This is a genomic window from Marinobacter daqiaonensis (genome assembly GCF_900115285.1).
Taxonomy (GTDB): Bacteria; Pseudomonadota; Gammaproteobacteria; order Pseudomonadales; family Oleiphilaceae; genus Marinobacter; species Marinobacter daqiaonensis.
This window is the reverse complement of the sequence record NZ_FOYW01000001.1, coordinates 1,699,371-1,723,809: the sequence shown is the minus strand read 5'-3', so window position 1 is coordinate 1,723,809 and position 24,439 is coordinate 1,699,371. Positions and strand designations below refer to the sequence as shown.

At 59.4% G+C, this 24,439-nt stretch carries 18 protein-coding genes, 1 tRNA gene and 1 pseudogene; 14 read left to right on the top strand and 6 right to left on the bottom strand.

Annotated features, from left to right (window positions below):
- Positions 1–20: 20 nt before the first annotated feature.
- The 6 genes and pseudogenes from BM346_RS07905 to yhbY all read right to left on the bottom strand — a co-directional run bounded on the left by BM346_RS07905 (position 21) and on the right by yhbY (position 8,164).
- A complete protein-coding gene (locus BM346_RS07905; protein WP_092010531.1) occupies positions 21–1,487 on the bottom strand; it encodes an oligosaccharide flippase family protein in 1,467 nt (488 codons plus the stop codon).
- A 114-nt stretch (positions 1,488–1,601) separates the two neighbouring features.
- The gene (locus tag BM346_RS07900; protein ID WP_092010527.1) at positions 1,602–3,008 is read right to left on the bottom strand and encodes an exosortase/archaeosortase family protein; all 1,407 of its coding nucleotides are present in this window, start codon (positions 3,006–3,008) and stop codon (positions 1,602–1,604) included.
- A gap of 115 nt (positions 3,009–3,123) precedes the next feature.
- Positions 3,124–3,726, bottom strand: a complete 603-nt coding sequence (locus BM346_RS07895) for a PEP-CTERM sorting domain-containing protein (RefSeq protein ID WP_092010524.1) — start codon at positions 3,724–3,726, stop codon at positions 3,124–3,126.
- Positions 3,727–4,093: 367 nt separating this feature from the next.
- Positions 4,094–4,177: pseudogene (locus tag BM346_RS18460) on the bottom strand (PEP-CTERM sorting domain-containing protein); the annotation flags it as partial.
- An 820-nt stretch (positions 4,178–4,997) separates the two neighbouring features.
- Positions 4,998–7,619 carry a tetratricopeptide repeat protein gene (locus BM346_RS07885; RefSeq protein WP_092010521.1) on the bottom strand — a complete coding sequence of 874 codons (2,622 nt, stop codon included), beginning with the start codon at positions 7,617–7,619 and terminating at the stop codon, positions 4,998–5,000.
- 242 nt (positions 7,620–7,861) lie between these two features.
- Positions 7,862–8,164, bottom strand: coding sequence for a ribosome assembly RNA-binding protein YhbY (yhbY, locus tag BM346_RS07880; protein WP_092010518.1), 303 nt, complete (start codon positions 8,162–8,164; stop codon positions 7,862–7,864).
- A gap of 163 nt (positions 8,165–8,327) precedes the next feature.
- Between yhbY and rlmE the strand changes: the two genes are divergently transcribed.
- The 14 genes from rlmE to pnp all read left to right on the top strand — a co-directional run bounded on the left by rlmE (position 8,328) and on the right by pnp (position 24,310).
- Positions 8,328–8,948, top strand: coding sequence for a 23S rRNA (uridine(2552)-2'-O)-methyltransferase RlmE (rlmE, locus tag BM346_RS07875; protein ID WP_092010515.1), 621 nt, complete (start codon positions 8,328–8,330; stop codon positions 8,946–8,948).
- Positions 8,949–9,049: 101 nt separating this feature from the next.
- Positions 9,050–10,993: an ATP-dependent zinc metalloprotease FtsH gene (gene ftsH, locus BM346_RS07870; protein ID WP_174805144.1), complete on the top strand. Its 1,944-nt coding sequence runs from the start codon at positions 9,050–9,052 to the stop codon at positions 10,991–10,993.
- 155 nt (positions 10,994–11,148) lie between these two features.
- Positions 11,149–11,982, top strand: a complete 834-nt coding sequence (folP, locus tag BM346_RS07865) for a dihydropteroate synthase (RefSeq protein WP_092010512.1) — start codon at positions 11,149–11,151, stop codon at positions 11,980–11,982.
- A gap of 264 nt (positions 11,983–12,246) precedes the next feature.
- Positions 12,247–13,608, top strand: a complete 1,362-nt coding sequence (glmM, locus tag BM346_RS07860; RefSeq protein WP_092010510.1) for a phosphoglucosamine mutase — start codon at positions 12,247–12,249, stop codon at positions 13,606–13,608.
- 277 nt (positions 13,609–13,885) lie between these two features.
- A complete protein-coding gene (tpiA, locus tag BM346_RS07855) occupies positions 13,886–14,641 on the top strand; it encodes a triose-phosphate isomerase (RefSeq protein WP_092013453.1) in 756 nt (251 codons plus the stop codon).
- A 65-nt stretch (positions 14,642–14,706) separates the two neighbouring features.
- Positions 14,707–15,084: a preprotein translocase subunit SecG gene (secG, locus tag BM346_RS07850; RefSeq protein WP_092010507.1), complete on the top strand. Its 378-nt coding sequence runs from the start codon at positions 14,707–14,709 to the stop codon at positions 15,082–15,084.
- Positions 15,085–15,091: 7 nt separating this feature from the next.
- Positions 15,092–15,176 (top strand) — tRNA-Leu (locus BM346_RS07845).
- A gap of 390 nt (positions 15,177–15,566) precedes the next feature.
- Positions 15,567–16,028, top strand: coding sequence for a ribosome maturation factor RimP (gene rimP, locus BM346_RS07840; RefSeq protein ID WP_092010505.1), 462 nt, complete (start codon positions 15,567–15,569; stop codon positions 16,026–16,028).
- Positions 16,029–16,075: 47 nt separating this feature from the next.
- On the top strand, positions 16,076–17,569 hold the full coding sequence (gene nusA / locus BM346_RS07835) for a transcription termination factor NusA (protein WP_092010502.1): 1,494 nt from the start codon (positions 16,076–16,078) through the stop codon (positions 17,567–17,569).
- A gap of 17 nt (positions 17,570–17,586) precedes the next feature.
- Positions 17,587–20,172 carry a translation initiation factor IF-2 gene (gene infB, locus BM346_RS07830; RefSeq protein WP_092010498.1) on the top strand — a complete coding sequence of 862 codons (2,586 nt, stop codon included), beginning with the start codon at positions 17,587–17,589 and terminating at the stop codon, positions 20,170–20,172.
- Positions 20,172–20,588, top strand: a complete 417-nt coding sequence (gene rbfA / locus BM346_RS07825; RefSeq protein WP_092010495.1) for a 30S ribosome-binding factor RbfA — start codon at positions 20,172–20,174, stop codon at positions 20,586–20,588. The genes infB and rbfA overlap by 1 nt, the downstream gene beginning before the upstream one ends.
- A complete protein-coding gene (truB, locus tag BM346_RS07820; RefSeq protein WP_092010491.1) occupies positions 20,585–21,511 on the top strand; it encodes a tRNA pseudouridine(55) synthase TruB in 927 nt (308 codons plus the stop codon). Before rbfA ends, truB begins: the two co-directional genes overlap by 4 nt.
- A gap of 88 nt (positions 21,512–21,599) precedes the next feature.
- Entirely contained in the window at positions 21,600–21,869 is a 270-nt protein-coding gene (rpsO, locus tag BM346_RS07815; protein WP_092010488.1) for a 30S ribosomal protein S15, read from the top strand.
- A 320-nt stretch (positions 21,870–22,189) separates the two neighbouring features.
- The gene (gene pnp, locus BM346_RS07810; RefSeq protein ID WP_092010485.1) at positions 22,190–24,310 is read left to right on the top strand and encodes a polyribonucleotide nucleotidyltransferase; all 2,121 of its coding nucleotides are present in this window, start codon (positions 22,190–22,192) and stop codon (positions 24,308–24,310) included.
- Positions 24,311–24,439: the final 129 nt, after the last annotated feature.

The window sequence follows — 24,439 nt, the reverse complement described above, 5'->3', positions numbered from 1 at the left end:
GATTATCCAGTGTGGCGCCACTACCTTGGCCGCGGCTTTAACCACCCGGTATAAGGAGCGAAAAGGGAGGTCAGTTGCTGCCACTCGGGTGTCCGGCCCAGTAACAACTGGCCGCTTACGAAGACGGTAATTGCGGCCAGGACGACAAACAGAGTGCCCCGCACCAGAAATTCCCCAACTGGATGCGCCCAGGCCAGTTCAGGCAATGTGACGAGCCAACCCGCTCCCAGTGATCCCAGCAAGGCCGGTACACACAGCTTGATCAGCATCAGGGCGCCAAACCGGGTCTGGAGCCACAGGAGCCACAGCAGGGTGGCGGTGGTGGCCACGGCGAGCCATCCCCGTGCCCAGGCCATGACCGAAAGGCTGCCCGTGGCCACCAATAGCAGGATGCCGATGATCAGTGCGGTGGATACCACGTCGAACAGAAACAGGCTTTTGACTTTCCCCTGGGCAATGATGGCGTCACTGATCAGGGCAAACAGGCAGAAGGTGAAGAAAAACAGGCCGAAGGGCCTTAACAGGGGGGCGTACTCCATCCACTGGGTTCCCAGAAGTACCCGCACGATCAGCTCCGGGTACAGCATGATGAAGGTGGTGATGGGCATCAGTACGGTGATCATGAGGGCCAGGCTGAAACGTACCCGGTAGGCCAGTTGTTCAGGGCTGTTCCTGCTTTCCGCAATTGCCGCCAGCAGCGGCTCACTCATGGGAATGATCGCCGAAAGCGCCGGCAGCAGGCTGACCTCTCTGACCAGGTTGTATCCCCCGAGGGAGGTGATGCCGAAGAAGCGGGATACCAGAAGGTTGTCCACCTGGGAGCGCGTGAACCCCACGATCCCCCGCATGAGCAGCCACTTCGAGAACTGCCACTGCTGGCGCAGATGGATCAGCGTCCACTGGGGGCGGTAGCTGTCCACAAGATAGGAGCCGCCGGCAAGAATGGCCGCGGAAACCAGGTTGCCGATGATAATGGCCCAGTGGCTTGGCTGGATGAGGGCGATGGTGATCACCACGATAAAAGACAGGCTCTTCTGCCAGAGAGTCAGCTTGAACACGGGGCGGTAGTTGATTTCACGGGCCAGGCGCATCAGCCCCGGCGTCCGCAGGGCCCGCAGGGGCAGGGCGAGCGATGCCACGGCAAGGGCAGCCGTTAACGCGGGTTCGTCGAACCACTGGGCGACAAAGGGGGAGCTGGCTATTACCAGGACCGCAAGGACAGACTTGATCAGGATGTCCATGCTCCAGGCGGTATTCAGGTCGTCTTCATTGACGTGGTCTTTCTGGACGATGTATTGCTGGTTCCCGGTTTCCACCAGCAGTTCAAAAAACTGCAGGGCAATGGTCACCAGGGCGACAATGCCGAAATGCTCCGGAGTCAGCAGGCGTGCCAGTATCAGCGTGCTGATGATGCCGAGCCCCCGCTGCACCAGCTGAAGGCTCAGCAGCAGGCCCGCGCTTTTCAGGACTTTCAGGCTGGCGGACATCGGAAGGTCCTTCGCCAGGCCGTTATCTCCATAATGTTCCGTCTCTCCGGGCACCGGTAATGGCCGATAGGGTAACACCTCTTTGAATAAGCACTGTCTTCAGTCGGCCTTTTCTCACAGCGTCAGGTTATCTTTCAGTTCCCGCACCCGTTCGATGGTTTGCTCACAATCTCTCGGCCCGCAGGGGCTTTGCAGAGTAACCAGTGCAAAGCGGTTTTCACCGGACAGGGTGGCGGGAATCTGCAGCAACTTGGCTTTGCTGTAGCTGTGGGTTGCGTATTGGCCTACCTGATAGCGCTCGGACACGACCACTTTCTTACGATTTGTCAGGTGTTGATAGACCCTGATGTTGCCATCATGACGGCTCTCCAGGAACCAGCCGTCAGTGTCTATAGTGCGGGAGAGGTACGGGACCAGCTTGTCCTGCCGGGAATCCTTCCGGGTCTGGCCGATGGCAATCCAGACTGAGTTGTCCGCGCGCCAGACTCCGAGGGTCATGGGGTCCGGTAGCGTTATGCTCAATGGCATCTGTCCGGGGGGCACACTGGTCGCGCCTGGGAGGGACAGCTCCCAGGCCGGACTTTCACCGGCGGCGGAGTGGACCAGGCTGATGCCGAGAGGGCCCGCAAGGAAGGCCACCACAACAAACCCGAATGCTTCAGGCGAAACTGCAGGCCCATGGCCGTTGGCAGGCTGCCCGCGCCGGTAAACCGGGGCCAGCCACATGGCGGGGACCAGAAAGGCCAGGTAAACCAGCCAGCCAAAGGTTTCATGGTCGGTCACCAGGTCGCTTTCCATATTGCTCTGGTACGCGATCACCACCAGTGCAGTGATTCTCACCCAGTTCACCACCAGGGCGATGGCCATGCCAATGGCTATCGCGGCAAGCCAGCCTTTCCATCGGAAGTCATTCAGGATCGACATTATCATGGCCAGCAGGATGGAAATGGCGAAGTAGCGGATGCCCGAGCAGCCGTCGGCGATCACCAGTCGGCCGTAAGGCAGGGTGATGTTGGGGCCCTCGATCAGCGCCGTGATGCCCATCATGGCCACCAGGTTGCTGACGACAAAGGTCGCCAGATCCACCAGGAAGGGCACCAGGTCCGACCAGATGGGGAGCGAAAGACTGAAGAGCAGGACATAGGGCAGAAAGCGTAAGCCGGCCTGAAACCCCAGTAACGACCAGCAGAGTGCCAGCATGCCGAAGGGCAGCGTCAGATAGGCCAGGGTGTCTATGCGAACCAGTTCCAGGAGGGCCCAGCACAGCGTTACCAGAAGCAGGGATATGCCGCCGGCAATGGAAAAGCCGTTTTCCCGGTCTCGGACCGGTCTAGGGGGATGGATGATCAGCAGGCCGATAAAGATCAGGAAGGTGGGTAATCCATGGGCCAGGACCTGCTCAAACTCCAGCCACTGTACGGCGAGTCGTAACCAGGTTGGGTAAAATAGGGCCAGCGCCAGGGCGACGATAATGAAATAAGGTCTGGCCAGCGGGAAATTTTCGAGAGTCTTCCTTAACATATGCGCGCCCGAATCTTTATCAGGATCCAAGAATAGCGGTTTTCACCGGGGGGTGTCACTCATGGAAAAGCCAGCCCGGAGGCTGGCTCTGTGAAACCGGTGATCAGTCCACCGGTCAGGTCGCTGCACGGCGGCGGGCTGCCCCCAGGCCAAGCAGCCCCAGACCCAGCAGTGCCAGGGTGCCGGGTTCGGGGACGACGGCTACGTTGTCCAGGATGATGCCGATATTGTCGCCACCATTATGGTTGAAGCTGATGTAGCTGGTGGTTTCTTCCATCACGGTGAAGCCGCGGATAATGGTCTGCCAGGGAGCGCTGGCTGACAACACAAAGGTCTCATTAAGAAAACCCCCAAGCATGACCTCCATTGTGTCATCGGGTGCGTTGCGCTGATTGCCGGAAATGTCAAAGAGCAGCGCATAGGTGCCGGCAGCCAGTGTGAACATGTTGCTGTTAAGGGTACCCGCGTTACCACTGCTGCCGTCCATGTCTACGCATTTTCCAGTGCCGCCCGCACATCCGATACCCCATGAGTTGGGGTCGGCGAGGAGGTCGACTGAACCATCGGTTACTGTCCAGTTGGTAAAACTGTTGTAGTTCAATACCGACGCTCCAGGAGCGCCTTCGGAATCGAAGTCATCCTGGAAAATGACGGTTGCATGGGCGCCGGTTGTAAAAAGCAAGCCCGCAACAAGGCCTAACAATAAGTGCAGCTTCATAAATTTTTTCCCGTCCAGTTATTTGAGTGTGCCTGTGCGGTAAAGCATCAATTGTTCCATGTCTCCAACTCTATGAAAAACCAATAGATTTATTTTGAATCGAATTGGGTGTGTAAAGTATGCCGACAGGTGTGGTGGGGTGCAGTGAGCTTCAAGAAGATGGATGTAAGGCCGATTTGGTAGCGGATTAGAAATGTTGGTAGCGCACTGAGCGTACTTGGGTTCGGTAATAGGTGTCGGGTTCTGGCGGGAGGGCAAAGTGTAGATTATTCTATCGTCAGAAAGTGAGGCCAGCGGTACCAGTAAATGAAAGAGCCGGGCGACGCCCGGCTCCTCTGGTACTGCTCTTTTCACATCAAGGCTAAGTTCAGGCTTTGCGACGACGCGCTGCGCCAAGGCCGAGGATGCCGAGGCCCAGCAGGGCGAGGGTGCCTGGCTCGGGAACTTCGGTTGAAGAGGACCAGCTGAATGTGTTGCCGGCCTCGTTGGCACTAAAGTTCCAGCTACCGTCAATCTCGCCGCCGAGACTGTCACTGATGGTGCCCGCACCACTAAGAACCAGGGTGTCGGCATCTTCAAAGTCGATATTCACTGCGTCGAGAAAGAATGACAGGGTTGTGCCTGAGTTTCCGCCAACCGTAGCCGTTCCGCTCCAGATAGTCTGCGGTGTATACGGATCATAGGTGAAGTCGAAGAAAGTCACCTGATCGTTCAGGGCGAAGTAGTCGGCAAAACCACCACTTACCGCATCAACTTCACCGTTCGGAGCTTCAGCAAAATCGACAGTATTGGCGGTTGTGTCGAAAGAGAAGCCTTCCGATATTGCGGAAAAGCTGATGCCGCCAGTAGATGGAACGGCCAGGGCAATACTTGAGGCGCTGAGCAGCGCCGCACCCATGATTCCTTTAAATGCGTTGTTCATATATATCTCCATATTCCATGTGCGATCAGTTCAGTGCCTTTGAAAAAGGCCTCTAGCACTCTATTAGCAAGCACGAGCCGTGCCATGGTTGCAGGGCGTTGTTTCATAATGAATTTTCAGTTTTGATAATTTCGCTGTGTAAATTAGTCTGACACGGGACCATTGCCTGAGCATGCATGGCAACAGCCTTCGTCTGGGCCAATAGGCCTTGCCGCGCATTGGCAGGCATTGGTTTCGATAGAGGATCTGTCGAGGGGGTGCGAAGAAGGCGTTTAATTTACTGACGTATGGGTGTTCGGAGGTGGCGGGATGCCTCCGGAGGCATCCCGCCTTGAGTTCTGCCTGTCTCTTACAGTGCCTGCTGGGCTTCTTTCAGGTGTGTCGCAATTTCGGAATTATCCGGCGCCAGCGCCAGGGCTTTCTCAAGATATTCGACAGCCTTCTGATGCTGCCCGTCCAGGTGCAGTATCCAGCCATAGGTGTCTAGCACGGCCGGATTTTCCGGGGCGAGCTCCTGAGCCCGGGCGGCAAGCATGATCGCGCGCTCCTGGTCTCTCTCCCGGAGCAGCCAGGCCAGGTTGTTGAGGGCAATGGGGTTGTCAGGCTGTCTGGCAAGGGCGGCTTCGTAGCTGACGATGGCGTCCCGCTCCTGGCCACTTCCCATCTGGAACTCGGCCCGGGTCAGGTTGGCGGTGGCACTGTCCGGCTGTGCCGTTACCCAGGCCTTGGTCAGCTTGTCCAGGGACGCCGGAGAGTGCTCTTTGGCCAACCCTACCAGAATCGGCAGTAACTCAGGGTTGCCTGTCTCCTGCCAGCGGCCCTCCAGAAAGCTCCAGGCCGCTTCCTGTCCCTCCTGTGATGCGATCAGCCGCGCCCGCATCAGGTCGATGGCAGGCTCCTGTCCATGGACTGTTTCCAGTTCATCCAGACTCTCAAGGGCCTCCTGGTGCTTGCCCTCCCGTGCCAGCAGATTTACCGGAACCAGGGCAAAGCGGAGATTGTCCGGCTGCAGGGCAATTGCCTCGGCCGCCTTGGCTCTCGCTTCGGTCCAGTTCTCGTTGTCGGCCGCTCTGGCGGCTTCCCTGACGAGAAGCTGGCCGGTCACGGCACTGACCATGCTGCTCTGCTCGTTATCGGGAATCTGGGCAAGAAGGTCGCGGGCCTCCGCCAGCTTACCCTGCTGAGCCCGGACCTGGGCCGCCAGGGCCAGGCTGTTGGGCGCGAGCTCGGGTTGCCGGGATGCGATTCCCAGCAGCCAGGCAACGACTTCCTCGGGGGTATGATTCTTGGCGTAGGCGCGCCCGGCACTCTGCAGAAAACGGATATTGTCGGGTCTGAGGGCGGCAACGCTCAGGAGTGTTTCGGCGGCCTCGTCTGCCCGGCCCTCATCTTCGTGAACAGATGCCAGCGCAACCAGTGCCATCGGGTTGTCCGGCGAGTTCTGAACCTGTTCTTCGAGCCTGGCCCGGGCCTTTTCCGTCTCGCCCAGCCGGTGTTCAGCGATGGCGGCCAGGGTGACCGCCCTGGGCTCATCGGAAAAGCCGTTCAGCAACGATTCTTTCACTTCCCGGGCTTCGGTTTCCCTGCCGGTCTGAATCAGGAGGCCGAGGTAGTTCTGGGTGACGGACCAGTCGGTGGGGGTTTCGGTGAACGCGACACGCATCTGGGCAAGGGCCTGCTCCTCCTGCCCTTCATTCATATAGTGCTGCGCCAGCGCGAGTCTCAGCCGGGAGCTCGAGCGGTCCAGTTCCAGTGCCTTGCTCAGGCTCGCAACACCGCTGTCTTGGTGTTCAGGCAGGGACAGCGCCAGCAGGCCATGCATGGCCAGCAACTCCGGGTCATTGGGGCGCGCTTCAATGGCTCGGGAAAGAGTGCGCAGTGCTTCTTCCCGTTTGCCGCTGTCAATCTGGGCAATGGTGGCGGCGCGGATAAAGGGTGTCGGTGTGGTTTCCGCGTCGATGTTCCCCACCAGCAGGGACTCGGCTTCATCCCGCTGGCCTTCCTGAAGCTTGAGGGTGCCCAGCATGAGGGCAACCTGCTCATTGTCCGGATTCTGGCGCATCAACTCTTCGAGGGTGGTGCGGGCGGTGTCCATGTCGCCCCGATTGATGGCCTCGATGGCCGTCTCCGCCCGTTCGCGGGTATCGGAATTGGTGTTCTCGGCAAGAATCTTGTTGTACACCTGGGCTTCGGTAATGCGGCCCTGTTCCGTGAGGCTTCGTGACAGCAGTGTCAGGATGTTGCGGCGTACCGGCAGAAAGACATCCGAGCTTGGGACTGCGGATGTTGCGTCGGTCAGTACCGCGGTCGTCTCTTCCACCTCTCCGAGACGGTAGTGGGCCAGCCCCTGCAGGTAGAGCAGTTCGGGGTTCTCGCCGTTACGCTCGGTCCACTCCTTCAGCAGATTGAGCGCTGCGTTGGGCTCGTTGGCGGCCAGAAGTGTCTTGGCCAGCCCTGCGGCCGCCTCCTGCTGGTCGGGGTTCTCCTCCAGTACGGCGCGGAAGTCACTGATGGCCTCTGGGTGGTTCCCGGCAAGCCGCTTGCTTTCCGCCAGCAGGATAGGTTTCTCGAGTTGTCCGGTATCCGATGAAGGCGAATACTCTTCAAGCACATCCCGGGCTGAAAGGTGTTTGCCCTGGGCGATGTAGGCCCTTGCCAGTGGGAGGGCGACCCGCTCCGTGTGGTCCTCGAGCCAGGGCTCCAGCAGATCAGTGGCCTGCCTGGCGGCACCGATGGTGTTGTAGATATCCGCCAGTACCAGCACGTGCTCTATGTTGCCGGGATCCTTCTGAAGGGCATTGCGGACCTCCAGCATGGCGGAGCGGTACTGCCCCTGATCGGCGTAGGTTTCCGCACGGGTGATATGGCCGGCGGCTTCTGAGTTTGCCTCGTCGGAGCTGGAACAGCCGGTAGCAAGAATCACAAAGGAGGACAGAACGAAAGCGGCCAGGGGCCGGAATGCGGTAGACATGGTTCTCGATCCTTCGAATGAACTGTGTGGTTTTTAATCGTATCCTAGCGCTTTTATCGCAATGTGCACAGGTGGATTTTTTTAGCCACGGGATCCACGGAAAGACACGGAAAAATAAAGATGGGAAAAGAAAATTCAGCCACGGACAGACAGATTGATTTTTTAAAGATGCCCTGGTCTTTGTCCGTGGCTATCTTTGGTGTTTTTTTCCGTGTCTTTCCGTGGATTCCGTGGCAAACCAGTCAGTGAGACAGGTTGCTCAGCTTGGGGTTGGGCTTCTTGGCGCGGCGGATAATGATGGCGATCTTGCCGATGACCTGGACCAGTTCGGCACCGGACTGGGCGCACAGCTCACTGATGATTTCCTGTCTCGCCTCGCGATCGGTGGTGGCGACTTTTACCTTGATCAGCTCATGGTCGTCCAGGGCGCGGTCGAGCTCCTGCATCAGGCCCTCGGACAAACCCTTGTCGCCAACGAGGATGACCGGCTTGAGGTTGTGGGCGATAGCGCGGTATTCACGACGCTGGGCTGCGGAAAGGCTCATGATGAAATCTCTTGATAGGTTCGATTGATTAAATGCGGGCAATTGCGCCGAAGGTCGGGAGCATTCGACGCCCCGAAAACGTATAATCGCGGAATGATACCAGACAACACAATTCGTTGGATGTGCGATTGCACGTACCTGCGACAGACCGGTGGGAGGCTGCTTGGCTCGCTCGAAATCCAGTGATCGCTGGCTCAAGGAACATTTTGACGACGCCTGGGTCAAAAAGTCCCGTGAGGAGGGTTATCGCTCCCGGGCCAGTTACAAGCTGATCGAGCTTGATCGCAAGGATCAGCTGTTCAGGCCCGGGCAGACCGTGGTCGACCTGGGGGCTGCGCCGGGAGGCTGGACTCAGGTCGCCGTGGAAAAAGTGGGCGACAGGGGAACCGTCGTCGCCAGCGACATCCTTCCCATGGACGCTGTTGCCGGGGTGGATTTCGTGCAGGGGGACTTCACTGAACAGCTGGTTTTCGATCAGCTCATGGAAGTGCTGGCAGGACGTCCGGTGGACATTGTGATTTCCGATATGGCCCCCAATATGAGTGGTAATCCCGCCACCGACATTCCCAGAGCCATGGCCCTGGTTGAGCTGGCCCTGGATATGGCGAAGCAGGTGTTACGCCCCGGGGGAGTGTTTGTGGCAAAGGTTTTTCAGGGCGAGGGATTCGATGTGCTGCTGGCGGATATGAAGCAGTCGTTCTCCTCGGTGGTCAGCCGGAAGCCGGATTCTTCCCGGGCCCGTTCCCGGGAAATCTACCAGGTCTGCAGGGGTTTTCGCGGATAAGCCGTTTCTGGTGGTTGGACGTACAATTGGTGTAAGGTTGTCAATAATAGGCTGCCGAAGGCTTCTGCCCGGGCTGCCCAGCAATTCACAGGTGATGATCCTTGAACGATATGGCTAAAAATCTGGTTCTATGGCTGATTATTGCGGCCGTTCTGCTGATGGTGTTTCAGAATTTTACTCCGACCACCGTTGGTCAGCAGGTCAACTACACAGAGTTCGTCCAGATGGTGGAACAGGGCCAGGTGCGCCAGGTTACCATCAGCGGGCTCGAAATTGATGGGGTGCGCAGCGACGGCTCCCGCTTTGAGACCGTGCGTCCGCCGATTCCGGACAACCGTCTGATGGACGACCTGTTCGAGCACAATGTGGAGATCGTCGGCAAGGAACCCGAGCGCCAGAGTCTCTGGACCCAGCTGCTGGTGGCGGCCTTCCCGATCCTGATCATCATTGCGCTGTTCGTATTCTTCATGCGGCAGATGCAGGGCGGTGGCGGCGGCAAAGGGCCCATGTCCTTTGGCAAGTCCAAGGCCCGCCTGATGAGCGAGGACCAGATCAAGACCACCTTCGGTGACGTCGCCGGCTGCGATGAAGCCAAGGAAGATGTGAAAGAGCTGGTGGATTTCCTGCGGGATCCCAGCAAGTTCCAGCGTCTTGGCGGCCGTATTCCCAAGGGTGTTCTGATGGTTGGGCCTCCCGGTACCGGTAAGACACTGCTGGCCAAGGCCATCGCCGGCGAAGCCAAGGTGCCGTTCTTTACCATCTCCGGTTCCGACTTCGTTGAAATGTTCGTGGGCGTGGGTGCCTCACGGGTCCGCGACATGTTCGAGCAGGCCAAGAAGCAGAGCCCCTGTATCATCTTTATCGACGAGATTGACGCCGTTGGTCGCCATCGTGGCGCCGGCATGGGTGGCGGTCACGACGAGCGTGAGCAGACCCTGAACCAGCTTCTGGTCGAAATGGACGGCTTCGAGGGTAACGAGGGCGTTATCGTGATCGCCGCCACCAACCGTCCTGACGTGCTGGACCCGGCGTTGCTGCGTCCTGGCCGTTTCGACCGCCAGGTGGTGGTGAGTCTGCCGGACATTATCGGTCGTGAGCAGATTCTCAAGGTCCACATGAAGAAAGTGCCGCTGGCGGATGGCATCGAGCCTGCCGTGATTGCCCGTGGCACGCCCGGCTTTTCCGGTGCCGATCTGGCCAACCTGGTAAACGAGGCTGCCCTGTTCGCGGCCCGTCGCAACCAGCGCCTGGTGACCATGGAGGAGCTGGAGCTGGCCAAGGACAAGATCATGATGGGCGCCGAGCGCAAGTCCATGGTCATGAACGAGAAGGAAAAGCTCAATACCGCTTTCCACGAGTCGGGGCACGCCATCGTGGGCCGGCTGATGCCGGAGCACGACCCGGTCTACAAGGTGAGCATTATTCCCCGCGGTCGAGCGCTGGGTGTGACCATGTTCCTGCCTGAAGAGGACAAGTACAGTCACTCCAAGCGGTTCCTGATCAGCTCCATCTGCAGCCTCTTCGGTGGCCGTATTGCCGAGGAGCTGACCCTGGGCTTCGAGGGAGTGACCACCGGTGCCTCCAATGACATCGAGCGTGCGACCCAGATCGCCCGCAACATGGTCACCAAGTGGGGGCTTTCCGAGAAACTCGGACCGCTGCAGTACGATACCGACAGCGAGGAGCCGTTCCTGGGACGCAGTGCCGGCCAGAGCCATACCGTGTACTCGCCGGAGACCGCCCAGCGTATCGATGAGGAGATCCGTAATATCATCGACAGCTGCTATGAGACCGCCAAGCAGATTCTGGTGGATAACCGGGACAAGCTGGACCTGATGGCTCAGGCGCTGATGAAGTACGAGACCATTGATCGGTTCCAGATCGATGACATCATGGAGGGTCGTGAGCCGCGTCCGCCCAAGGGGTGGGGCGGAGATGGCCGGCCTGGTGGCGGTGTCAGCGACGATCAGCCTGAAACCGGAACTCTGCCTGAGGATGGTCGCGACAGCGATGATGCCGTGGGGCGGCCCGCAGGAGAGCACTGAGTTTTCAGGGCCGGAGAGCTCCGGTAAGAACAGAAGCGCCGCCTGCCAGGGCGGCGTTTCTGTTTCAGCTGGATGCGTCCTGCCGGTGCCGTTCATTACCGTTTTGTATTTCCGTTCCCGCTATTTTCTATATCAAGCTTGAGACAGGGGCATTCATGCGCATGAAATTCGCCGGCCGTGAGCTGGATCTCTCTCGCAGTCATGTCATGGGAATTGTCAATGTGACGCCGGATTCCTTTTCCGACGGTGGTCAGTACAACACCACGGAACTGGCGGTACAACGCGCGCGTCAGATGGTTGCGGACGGTGCCACTTTCGTGGACGTGGGAGGTGAGTCGACGCGCCCGGGCGCGGCCCCGGTGTCCGAACAGGAGGAGCTCGACCGCGTCAGCCCCGTGGTCGAAGCCATTGCCCGTCAGCTTGATGTTGTCGTGTCCGTGGACACCAGTTCCGCCGCGGTCATGCGTGAGGGCGCCTCGCTGGGAGCGGGCCTGATCAACGATGTCCGGGCGCTTCAGCGCGAGGGTGCTGTTGAGGCGGCAGTGGAAACAGGCCTGCCGGTTTGCCTGATGCACATGAAAGGGGCCCCGGGAACCATGCAGGAGAGGCCGGAATACCGCCATGTCGTGCGCGATGTTGCCGCCTTTCTGATGGACCGGGTGCGGGTCTGTGAGTCGGCGGGCGTCCCTGCCGATCAGATCCTGCTGGATCCGGGGTTTGGTTTCGGCAAGAGTGCTGAACACAATTTCCAGCTGCTGGCCGCTCTGGAGCAGATGCGGATGCTGGGCTACCCTCTCCTGGTAGGGATGTCCCGCAAGACAATGCTCGGTCAGGTGACCGGCCGGGAGGTAAGCGAACGCTTGCCTGCAAGCGTTGCGGCAGCCACAATATCGGCCCTTAAAGGCGTCTCGGTAATTCGTGTACATGACGTGCGGGAGACGGTGGACGCAGTGAGAGTCGTCGAGGCGATGCAGTCGGCGGCGTACTAATTCCCTGGCCACGGAATCCACGGAAGAACACGGAAGGAAGAATAGAAATAGCCGCGGAAGGACGCGGAAAGCAAAGGGCTAAACGAAAAAACGCACGGACTTTGGTGTTCATCCATGAGAGCCTTTTCCTTTCTTTTTTGTTTTTTTCCGTGTCCTTCCGTGGATTCCGTGGCTAATAATCTTTCGTTTTTTCTTCCGCGTTCTTCCGCGTTCTTCCGCGGATTCCGCGGCTAACCAAAATTTTTTGAAAACGGAGTACGGCAAATGACGGACAGGCCCGCGGCGGTGGAGCGCAAGTATTTTGGAACCGATGGTATTCGCGGTCGGGTCGGTGAGGCGCCCATCACGCCGGACTTCATGCTCCGCCTTGGCTGGGCCGCTGGCCAGGCTTTCAAGCGGGACGGTCAGCGTAACAGCGTGATTATCGGCAAGGACACCCGCCTGTCGGGCTATATGTTCGAGTCGGCCCTGGAGGCGGGTCTGTCCGCTGCCGGTGTGGACGTGAAGCTGTTGGGGCCCATGCCGACACCCGCCATCGCCTATCTGACCCGGACGTTCCGGGCCTGTGCCGGTATCGTGATCAGCGCCTCCCACAACCCTCACTATGACAACGGCATCAAATTCTTCTCCGGCGAGGGCACCAAGCTCAACGATGGCCTGGAGGAGGAGATTGAGCGCTGGTTGGAAAAGCCGCTCACCGTCTGTGAGTCAGCGGACCTGGGCAAGGCCTTCCGCATAGATGACGCGCCCGGGCGGTATGTCGAGTTCTGCAAGAGCACTGTTCCCAATGAGTTCGTGCTGGACGGGATGCACATCGTGCTGGACTGCGCCAACGGCGCCACCTATCACGTTGCCCCCAAGGTCTTCCGCGAGCTGGGCGCCAGGGTATCGGTTGTGGGAGCGGATCCCGATGGGCTGAATATCAACCTGGGCGTGGGCTCCACCCACCTGGAGGCCCTTAAGGAGGCCGTCCAGGCGCGCCAGGCGGACCTCGGCATTGCGTTCGACGGTGATGGCGACCGGGTTCTGATGGTGGACAAGGACGGCACGGAGGTGGATGGCGATGAGCTGATCTACATCATCGCTGCCCAGCGCAAGAGGTCGGGCACCCTCTCGGGCGGCGTGGTTGGTACCCTGATGACCAACCTCGGTGTGGAGCTGGCTCTGCAGGACCAGGGGATTCCCTTCGAGCGCGCGAGGGTGGGTGACCGTTATGTGATGGAACGGCTGCTCCAGCGTGGCTGGTTGCTCGGCGGCGAGGGGTCCGGTCACCTGGTGATCCGCGACTGCACCACCACGGGAGACGGAATTGTCTCCGCGCTCCAGGTTCTGCTGGCCTGCTGGAGGGCGGACCAGACCCTGGGTGAACTGCGCAGCGGGATGACCAAGTTGCCCCAGACCATGATCAACGTCCGGGTCGATCAGCGCTTCGACCCCATGACCCGCGAGGACATCGCGGGAGCAGTTCGCCTGGCCGAGGACCACCTGGGCTCCACCGGCCGTATCCTGCTGAGGGCATCCGGCACCGAACCGCTGATCCGGGTGATGGCCGAAGGCGAAGACGCCGCCACCATCGAACGCGTGGCCGCCGAGCTGGCCGAGGTGGTTGGTAACTCCCGGGCCTGAGGAAGAAAGATGTTGGCCACGGAAACCACGGAAGGACACGGAAAAAGATAAAGCGCGACGGACGAAAAGATTAAACACCTGAAAAGATCTTTTGGTTTTTGTCCGTATAAGTCCATGCCATCCATGGCAGATCTTTTGTCTTTTTCTTATCTGTTTTTTCCGTGTCCTTCCGTGGATTCCGTGGCTAACAAACTCTTGTGCAGTGATTTTCGGTACTGTATAGTGCGCCCTCGTTTCTGGATGGCCCTCGATGCCGGTACCTGGACAGCGGAACGCCATGCGCAGACAGATTGTTGCAGCTAACTGGAAGTTGAATGGCTCTTCGGAGCTCGTTCAGAGTCTGGTGCCCCGGGTTCGGGAGATGGCGGCCTCACTTGATAATGCTGTTGAGGTTGTTATCATGCCGCCTTCCCTTTATGTTGGCGCCGTCAAGGGGCTGCTTCAGGGATCTCAGGTAGCGGTTGGCGCCCAGAATGTTGCCCGATGGCAGGCAGGTGCCTATACCGGTGAAGTGTCCGCGGATATGGCGGCTGATCTGGGTTGCACCTTTGCCCTCGTAGGGCACTCGGAGCGGCGCGAGCTTTTCGGCGAAACCGATACGATGGTCGCTGAAAAGGTGAGCCGGGCCCTGGAAAGCGGGCTTGATGTCATGCTCTGTGTGGGAGAGACCCTCAGGCAGCGTGAGTTCGGTGAGGCGAAGGCAGTTGTCTGTCGCCAGGTCGAGCGGGCGCTGGCTGGCGTCGATCCGGGACGCGGCGAAAAAGTGGTTGTTGCTTACGAGCCCGTCTGGGCTATCGGTACCGGCAAGACCGCTACCGCGGAGGATGCCCAGGCAATGCATCAGGCGATCCGCGAAAAGCTGAGTCAGATGGGTTTTGCGGCTAATGAGATGTCCCTACTTTACGGGGGCAGTGTAAAGCCGGATAATGCGGGCGCGCTATTTGCCGAGCCCGATATCGATGGCGGCCTGATCGGTGGCGCGTCATTGCAGGCAGAGGATTTTATCGCGATTTGTCAGGCGGTCGGTTCGTAAGACCTGGTGAAATCATTTGAGAGTCGCGGCTGTGTAACAGCTGTGAAAGGTTGCAGAGAGCAATTATGGACTGGATGGAAACGCTGGTTGTTGTCGTACACGTCGTTATCGCCGTGGCACTGGTGGGTCTGGTTCTGATCCAGCAGGGCAAGGGTGCTGATGCCGGCGCGGCCTTCGGTGGCGGTGGTGCGTCCCAGACTGTGTTTGGTAGTCAGGGTAGTGGCAGTTTCCTTACCCGTGTGACCAGCTTTCTGGCCCTGGTGTTCTTTATTACGAGTTTTTCGCTGGCTATTTTTGCCAAGCAGCGTGCGGAAGTTGCTGGAGAGGCGGGCATTCCTGTTGTTCAGGAAAGGTCGGCCGCACCGGCGGAGCAGGCTGAAGATGGCGCGAGCGTCAGCGGAGAAGAGAGCGGAAATGGCGATGCCATTCCCGAGCTTGAGTGAGGTTTTTGCCGAAGTGGTGGAACTGGTAGACACGCTATCTTGAGGGGGTAGTGGCGTAAGCCGTGCCGGTTCGAGTCCGGCCTTCGGCACCATATTCAAAAACGGCTTGGAGTCGAGTTACCCAAGCCGTTTTTTTTGGTCAGTCCTTGACCACGATTGCCGGTATCCTTATACTCCGGCGATTATTAAGGTGGTTCCTCCGGCATGTTTCGGCGGGCCACGGTGACAGGCCAGGTGTCTGTCGGCAGAAGTCGTTATCTTCTTCTGCGATTACTTGCAACAAGAAGCCCCACAGGCAGGTAGTTCCGGAGCAAGCGGAGTCCGGGCTGTCTGAGCAGTAGGGGCTTTTTGATTAAGGGGCCTGGCGTAAGGGGCCCTGGTGCATGAAAAGGGCTGCCAGACAGCCCTTTTTTTGTTTTTGTCATTTGAAATTCTGATTGACCGTCCCTGGTCGGCGGATTGTTACGGGAGTCACGACAGACTTGTCTGCGAAGCTGAAAAAACTGGAGGAAATCCTCCGCCCGGTCGTTGAAGGGTTGGGTTACGAGTACTGGGGCATTGAATTCCGCTCCCAGGGCCATCACTCGTTACTGCGACTGTTTATTGACGATGAGGAAAACGGCATCCGAATCGAGGATTGTGAAAAGGTAAGCCGTCAGGTCAGTGGCGTGATGGATGTGGAAGACCCCATCCAGAGCGAATACACCCTGGAGGTGTCCTCTCCGGGGATGGACCGGCCGCTTTTCGGGCTGGAACAGTTCGATGCGTTCGCCGGCCACCAGGTCAGTATCCGTTTACGGATGGCGTTTGAAGGGCGGCGCAAGTTCCAGGGGCTGTTAAAGGGCACCGAAGACGGCGATGTGGTGGTGATTGTTGATGATCACGAGTACCTGCTGCCGTTCGAGAGTATCGATAAAGCCAACATTGTGCCGGTTTTCGAGTAAGGCCGGATGACTGCAAGTCTTAGAATTATTGAGGGCAGGGCATTTCAATGAGTAAAGAAATCCTGATGGTGGTTGAGGCCGTCTCCAACGAAAAGGGCGTTGAGAAGGACGTTATTTTCGAAGCCATCGAGCTGGCACTGGCAACGGCCGCCAAGAAGCGCTTCGAAGACGAGGAGGCAGACATCCGCGTCTCCATCGACCGGCGCACCGGTGAATACGAAACCTTCCGCCGCTGGCTGGTCGTCGACAACGATGCGGTTCCGGCGCTGGGTACCGAGCTGACGATGCAGGAGGCGGAGGAAATCGACCCCGACCTCAGGCCTGGTGATATCCACGAAGAAAAGATCGAGTCCGAAAGTTTTGGTCGTATCGGCGCCCAGGCGGCGAAGCAGATCATTTTCCAGAAGGTTCGCGAAGCCGAGCGTATGCGGATCGTGGACAGCTATCGCGACCGGATCGGCGAGCTGATCTCGGGTACCGTCAAGAAAGTGACCCGGGATAACGTCATTATTGATCTTGGCAGCAATGCCGAGGCCCTGTTGCCCCGTGATCAGCTGATCCCGCGGGAAACCTTCCGCATGGGTGACCGGGTTCGTTCGCTGCTGCAGGACATCCGTACCGATCACCGCGGACCGCAGCTGATGCTGAGCCGTACCGATCCGCAGATGCTGATTGAACTGTTCCGCATCGAGGTGCCGGAAATCGCAGAGGATCTTATCGAGATCCGCGGCGCTGCAAGGGATCCGGGTTCCCGCGCCAAGATCGCGGTTAAAACCAACGATCGCCGTATCGATCCGGTGGGTGCCTGTGTGGGCATGCGCGGATCGCGGGTCCAGGCTGTCTCCAACGAACTGGCCGGCGAGCGTGTGGATATCGTGCTCTGGGATGACAACCCTGCGCAACTGGTGATCAACGCGATGGCCCCGGCGGAAGTGGCGTCCATCGTCATGGACGAAGACAGTCACACCATGGAGGTGGCGGTCGCCGAGGACAATCTGGCCCAGGCCATTGGCCGGAACGGTCAGAACGTCCGTCTGGCCAGTGAGCTCACCGGCTGGACCCTGAATGTGATGACCGAGGAAGAGGCCGGAGAGCGGCAGGAGCAGGAGTACAACCGCCTGCTCAATCATTTCATGGAAAACCTCGACGTTGATGACGAGTTCGCCGGTATTCTCATTGAGGAGGGCTTTACCTCCCTTGAGGAAGTGGCCTACGTCCCCATGGAGGAAATGCTGTCCATTGAGGGGCTCGACGAAGAGACCGTGACCGAACTGCGCCGCCGCGCCAAGGACGTCCTGCTCAATAAGGCCCTGGCCAGTGAAGAGGCCCTTGAGGGCAACGAGCCCCAGGAAGACCTGCTGACGATGGACGGAATGGACCGGCCTCTGGCATTCAAGCTGGCCGGTATGGGTGTTCGCACTATGGAAGATCTGGCTGAGCAGTCGGTGGACGACCTGCTTGAAATTGAAGGTATGGACGAAGAGCGTGCTGGTCAGTTGATCATGACGGCGCGTGCCCCCTGGTTTGAAGACCAGGCTTAATCGGGAGGAGGACCAGTATGGCAGAAGTAACCGTTAAACAACTGGCCGAAGATGTAGGCGCTCCCGTGGATCGTTTGCTGCGTCAGATCGTGGAAGCCGGCCTCAAGGCCCGCTCCGAGAATGATTCCGTGACCAGCGATGAGAAGCAGCAGTTGCTCACCTATCTACGCAAGAACCACGGTGAGGCCGCCGCCGAGCCGCGGAAGATTACCCTCAAGCGCAAGACGACCACCACCCTCAAGACCGGTGGTGGCGCCCGTGGCGGCAAGACCGTCAACGTGGAAGTCCGCAAGCGCCGCACGTATGTGAAGCGGGCCGAACTGCAGCCCGAGCCGGAGCCTGAGGCACCGCCTTCTCCGGAGCCGGCGGTCGAGCTGGAAAAAGCTCCCGAGGCGCCGACACCTGAAACGCTGGTCGAGACCCCGGAAGCGGCAGCGCCCGACAGTGGCGTCGAGGCCAGTGAGCCGGTAGCGGAAGAGAAGCCTGCTGAGACCGAAGCGCCCGCGCCGGCGGAGAAGAAGGAGAAGCCGGCCAAGGTTGAGGAGGCCGCGGAAGAAGACATGCCGATGCCGCCGCCGGATCCGGAGACTGCGAAGGACAAGGAGCGCAAGGCCAAGAAGAAAAAGGAAAAAGTTCGCGAGCGCAGCGACGACGCGGAAGAGGTCAAGCCGAAGAAAAAGTCGGCCGGACATCGTGGCCCGAGGACTCGTCCGGTGGAAGAACCCATCGTGATTTCCGAGGACGAGGAAGATACCACCCTGCGCAAGCCGTTGCGGGCCAAAAAGAAACCCAAAGAGAAAAGGCATGGCTTTGAAAAGCCAACCAAACCAATGGTCAGAGAAGTTGAGATTCCGGAAACGATTACCGTTGGTGATCTCGCCCAGCGCATGGCGGTCAAGTCCGCTGATGTGATCAAGACCCTTATGGGTATGGGCGTGATGGCTACCATTAACCAGGCGCTGGATCAGGAAACCGCTGTTCTGGTCACTGAAGAACTGGGCCACAAGCCCAGGGCCGTCAGTGACGACGCCTTTGAGGAAGAGGTGATCAGCGAGCTCGCCGCCGGCAGCGAGGGTGAAAAGACCCGTCGGGCGCCAGTGGTGAGTGTCATGGGTCATGTTGACCACGGCAAGACCTCGCTGCTGGACTATATCCGTCGCACCAAGGTTGCTTCCGGCGAGTCCGGGGGTATTACCCAGCACATCGGTGCCTACCATGTGGAAACCGATCACGGCATGGTGTCGTTCCTGGACACCCCCGGCCACGCGGCGTTCACCGCCATGCGTGCCCGCGGCGCCCAGTGCACCGACATCGTCATCCTGGTTGTGGCCGCCGACGACGGCGTCATGCCCCAGACCAAGGAAGCGGTGGATCATGCCCGCTCCGCCGGCGTGCCGCTGGTTGTTGCCATCAACAAGATGGATAAGGAAGAGGCCGATCCGGACCGGATCAAGAACGAGCTGGCCGGCATGCAGGTGATTCCGGAAGACTGGGGCGGTGACGTCCAGTTCGTCCCGGTTTCCGCCCATACCGGCGATGGCATTGACGACCTGCTGGAAGCGCTGCTGCTGCAGGCGGAAATCCTGGAGCTGGAAGCGGTCAAGGATGCGCCGGCGAAAGGCGTCGTGGTGGAGTCCTCCCTGGAGCGTGGTCGTGGTTCCGTGGCGACCGTGCTGGTCCAGAACGGCACCCTGCGCCAGGGTGACATGGTTGTGGCCGGCGCCTGGTTTGGCAAGGTTCGCGCCATGACGGACGAGGCCGGCAAGCAGGTGAAGGAGGCTGGTCCGTCCATCCCCGTGGAGATCCTGGGCCTGAACGGTACCCCGGACGCCGGCGATGAGTTCTTCGCCGTCGCCGATGAGCGCAAGGCCAAGGAACTGGCGGAGTTCCGCCAGACCCGCGAACGGGAGCAGCGGCTGCAGCGTCAGCAGGCGGCCAAGCTGGAGAACCTGTTCGAGAACATGGGCAAGGACGAGGTGAGCACCCTCAACGTGGTCCTCAAGACCGACGTGCGGGGTTCACTGGAAGCCATTACCAAGGCCCTGGAAGACCTTGGCAACGAGGAAGTCCAGGTGAGGATCATCTCCTCCGGTGTTGGCGGTATCGCGGAGACTGATATCAGTCTGGCGGTCGCCTCCAATGCGGTCGTGTTCGGCTTCAACGTCCGGGCCGATAACGCTGCCAAGCGACTGGTGGAGCAGGAAGGTGTTGACCTGCGCTACTACAGCATCATCTACAACCTGATCGACGACGTGAAGGCGGCCCTTACCGGCATGCTGGCACCGGAGTTCCGGGAAGACATTGTCGGTATCGCCGAGGTGCGGGACGTGTTCCGTTCGCCCAAGTTCGGCCAGGTGGCTGGATGTATGGTGGTGGAAGGCACCGTGCACCGGAACAAGCCCATTCGGGTACTGCGTGACAACGTGGTGATCTTTGAAGGCGAGCTGGAGTCCCTCCGTCGCTACAAGGATGACGTGGCGGAAGTTCGCAACGGTATGGAATGCGGTATCGGCGTCAAGGGCTACGACGTGAAGGTGGGCGACCAGATCGAGGTATTTGATCGGGTTCGCGTTGAACGCAAGCTGGAATCCACAGGTTCATAATGCCGAGAGAGTTCAGTCGTCTTGATCGTATCGGTGACCAGATTCAGCGGGAGTTGTCCCAGCTGATCATGCGGGAGATAAAAGACCCCCGCCTTGGCATGGTCACCATCAATGCGGTCCGGGTCAGCAAGGATCTCGGCTATGCCGATATCTATGTATCGATGCTGAGCACCGAGGAGCTGTCCGAGGATTCTCCGGAAGTTCAGGAGTCCCTCAAGGTTCTTCGCAATGCCTCCGGGTTTCTCCGGGGGCAGCTTGGCCGTGCCATGAAGCTGCGGGTGATTCCGCAGCTCCGTTTCCATTTTGACACCCTTCAGGGCCAGAGCCGTCACATTGACAGCCTGATCAACAAGGCCGTGGGCAAGGAGCCAGTGGTTCGTCAGGACGACAGCGACGACGGGGAGCCCAAGGCTTGAGTCGCAGGAGAAAGGGCCGGAACGTCAATGGCATCCTGGTGATCGACAAGCCCGCCGGCGTTACCTCCAACGGAATTCTGCAGCAGGTCAAGCGACTCTATGGCGCCGCCAAGGCCGGCCATACCGGCGCGCTCGACCCGCTTGCCACCGGCGTGCTGCCCCTGTGTTTTGGAGAAGCGACCAAGTTCTCCCAGCTGATGCTGGACAGCGACAAGGCCTACATCACCACCGCACGTCTTGGCATCCGCACGGAAACCGCTGACAGCGAAGGTGGGGTGGTGTCCGAGCGTCCGGTACCGGAGGGGCTGGATGAAGCGGTGCTGGAGCCGGTGCTGGATCGCTTCCGGGGCCAGATCGAACAGGTTCCCTCCATGTATTCCGCGCTCAAGCACAAGGGGCGGCCGCTCTATGAGTATGCCCGTGAGGGTATCGAAGTGGAGCGGCCGGCACGGCCGGTGACCATCTACGAACTGACCCTGCTGGCGGTGAGGCCGGGGGAGCTGGACCTGGCGGTCAAGTGCACCAAGGGTACCTACGTTCGTAACCTGGTGGAGGACATTGGTGAAGCCCTGGGATGCGGCGCCCACGTCGTTGCCCTGCGGCGCACGCTGGCCTCGGGCTTCACCCTGGCCGATGCCCATCCGGTATCGGAACTGGAGGCCATGCGGGAGCGGGACGAATCTTTGGACGGCCTTCTGGTCAGGCCGGATGCGGCGCTGTCCATGTTTCCCGAACTGACCCTGGACGGGCACAATTTGCAGTCGATATTGAACGGACAACCCGTTAGAATATCGGGTCAGTCTTTGACCGGTCCGGTCCGGCTTTACGGTGATAACCGTTTTGTCGGCCTCGGTGAAGGACAGCCGGATGAAGGGGAGATCACCAGGGTGGTTCCCCAGCGTCTGGTTTCAAGCAGTCGATAGCCCGTCGGGCGTCGCTGACTAGCCGGGCTGCAGAGATGCGCGGTTCGGCCGGACAATTTTACAGGCATCGCAATTAACGAGGTGATATATGGCACTTTCAGCCCAGGAAAAAGCACAGATCGTCAAGGACTTCCAGCAAGGTGACGGCGACACGGGTTCCCCCGAGGTTCAGGTGGCTCTGCTGAGCGCGAACATCGACAAGCTGCAGGGCCATTTCAAGGCCAACAAGCAGGATCACCACTCCCGTCGCGGTCTGATCCGCATGGTTAACCAGCGTCGTAAGCTGCTGGATTACCTGAAGCGGAAGAATGCTGACCGCTACCTGGAAGTCATCAAGCGTCTGGGTCTGCGTCGCTGATTTGACGACCTGCCGGCCGGCTGCCTTCCCTGGTGCCGGCCTGTATTCCGACGGCTGAACCCGGCGTTAGCTGGTGTCAGTCGTCGGGGTATGCCTTTTTCACCCGAATCGGTACCCGAACCGGTTATTCGTAACAATGAAGCAGTTCCTCTGTCGCGACGGAAAGCGCCGATAGCAGGTTGTTGAAAGGCCCGGGGATCTCGCCAGAGTCCGGGGTTTTGCAACAGCCTGTTCGCTTTCAGGCAGTTGACTGGCTGGTGTTGCGTTGCCCTGGTTCCGGTACAGAAACAGCAAAATAGCCAGAGTAATCAGGAGCAATTGTGATTCCAGAAGCAACCAAGAAAACGTTTGAACTCGGCGGCAAGACCGTCACCCTCGAAACGGGTCGTATCGCCCGTCAGGCCACGGGCTCCGTGCTGGTGACCATTGATGATATTTCCGTTCTCGGTACCGTGGTTGGAGCAAAGGAAGCCAAGCCCGGCCAGCCTTTTTTCCCGCTGACCGTCAACTACTTCGAAAAGACCTATGCCGTGGGCAAGATCCCCGGCGGTTTCTTCAAGCGTGAGGGTCGGCCCTCCGAAAAGGAAACCCTTACCTCCCGTCTGATCGACCGTCCGATCCGTCCGCTGTTCCCGAAGGGGTACATGAACGAGGTTCAGGTCATTCTCACGGTCATGTCGTCCAGCAAGAAGCAGGACCCGGACATGGCGGCAATGCTCGCGGCTTCCGCGGCACTGTCCATTTCAGGTATTCCCTTTGACGGACCCATTGGCGCGTCCCGTGTCGCGTTCACCAATGAGCGTGGCTATTTCCTGAACCCGACGTTTGAAGAGCTGGAAACCTCCCTGTTGGACATGGTGGTTGCCGGCACTGAAGACGCCGTGCTGATGGTTGAGTCCGAAGCCAAGGGCCTGACGGAAGACCAGATGCTGGGTGGCGTTCTGTTCGCTCACCAGGAAATGCAGGTCGCCATCACCGCCATCAAGGAATTTGCCGCCCAGACCGGCAAGCCCCGCTGGGACTGGCAGCCTGAGGCCGAGAATACCGAGCTGCTGAACGCCATCAAGGACGGGTTCTCCAGTGCTATCGCCGAGGCCTATGCCATTCGCGACAAGATGGAGCGCTACGGTCGTCTGGGCGAGATCAAGGTTGAGGCCGTCGCCAAGCTGGCGGGTGATGAGGAAGGCCAGCCTTCCGAAGAGGAAGTGAAGAAGTACTTCGGCAAGGTCGAAAAAGACGTTGTGCGCCGCCAGGTGCTCGAAGGCAAGCCCCGTATCGACGGTCGCGACAACAAGACTGTCCGGCCCATCACCATTGAGGTTGGCGTGCTGCCCAGCACTCACGGTTCGGCCCTGTTCACCCGTGGTGAGACCCAGGCCATCGTGACCACCACTCTCGGCACCGCCCGTGACATGCAGATCATCGACGCACTCGAGGGAGAGCGCAAGGATCCGTTCCTGTTCCACTACAACTTCCCTCCGTATTCCGTGGGCGAAGCCGGACGCGTTGGTACTCCGGGCCGTCGTGAAGTGGGTCACGGTCGCCTGGCGAAGCGTGGTGTTGCCGCGGTTATGCCGACCATCGAAGAGTTCCCGTACACCATTCGTGCGGTCTCCGAGATCACCGAATCGAACGGCTCCAGCTCCATGGCGTCCGTTTGCGGTTCGTCCCTTGCCCTGATGGACGCCGGCGTTCCCATCAAGGCGCCGGTGGCTGGTATTGCCATGGGTCTGGTCAAGGAAGGCGATGACTTTGCCGTTCTGACCGATATCCTCGGTGATGAAGATCACCTGGGTGACATGGATTTCAAGGTCGCTGGTACTTCCGAGGGCATTACCGCCCTGCAGATGGACATCAAGATCCAGGGTATCACCGACGAGATCATGGAGATCGCCCTTGAGCAGGCCCAGCACGCCCGTATGCACATCCTCGAGGAGATGGCCAAGGTCATCGCCGAGCCCCGCAAGGAGCTTTCGGAGCGTGCACCGAGCATCACCACCATCAAGATCCATCCGGACAAGATCCGTGACGTGATCGGCAAGGGCGGCGCCACCATCCGTTCCATCTGCGAGGAAACCGGTGCCTCCATCGACCTGGATGACGACGGCAACGTCAAGATCTATGCCGATACCCAGCTGGCGGCCCAGGCGGCAGTCAACCGGGTCAAGGAAATCACCGCCGAGATCGAGGTGGGTGCCATTTACCGCGGCAAGGTTGAGCGCATCATGGAATTCGGTGCCTTCGTTAACATCCTGCCCGGTAAGGATGGTCTGGTACACATCTCCCAGATCTCCGACCGCCGCATCGAGAACGTCACCGACGAGCTGAGCGAGGGTCAGGAAGTTCTGGTGAAGGTCCTTGACGTGGACAACCGTGGCCGCGTGAAGCTGTCCATGAAAGAAGTGAAGGAAGGCGAGCAGCCGACCGACTTCGGCGCCTGATCTCAAGCGCCTGAATAAAAGGCCGCCCCCGGCAACGGAGGCGGCCTTTTTTTATGTTTCCTAGCCATAACTCCACAACCCCTGTAGGAGCTGGCCTGCCAGCGAGGAGGGTATCCCGGCTGATGCGGT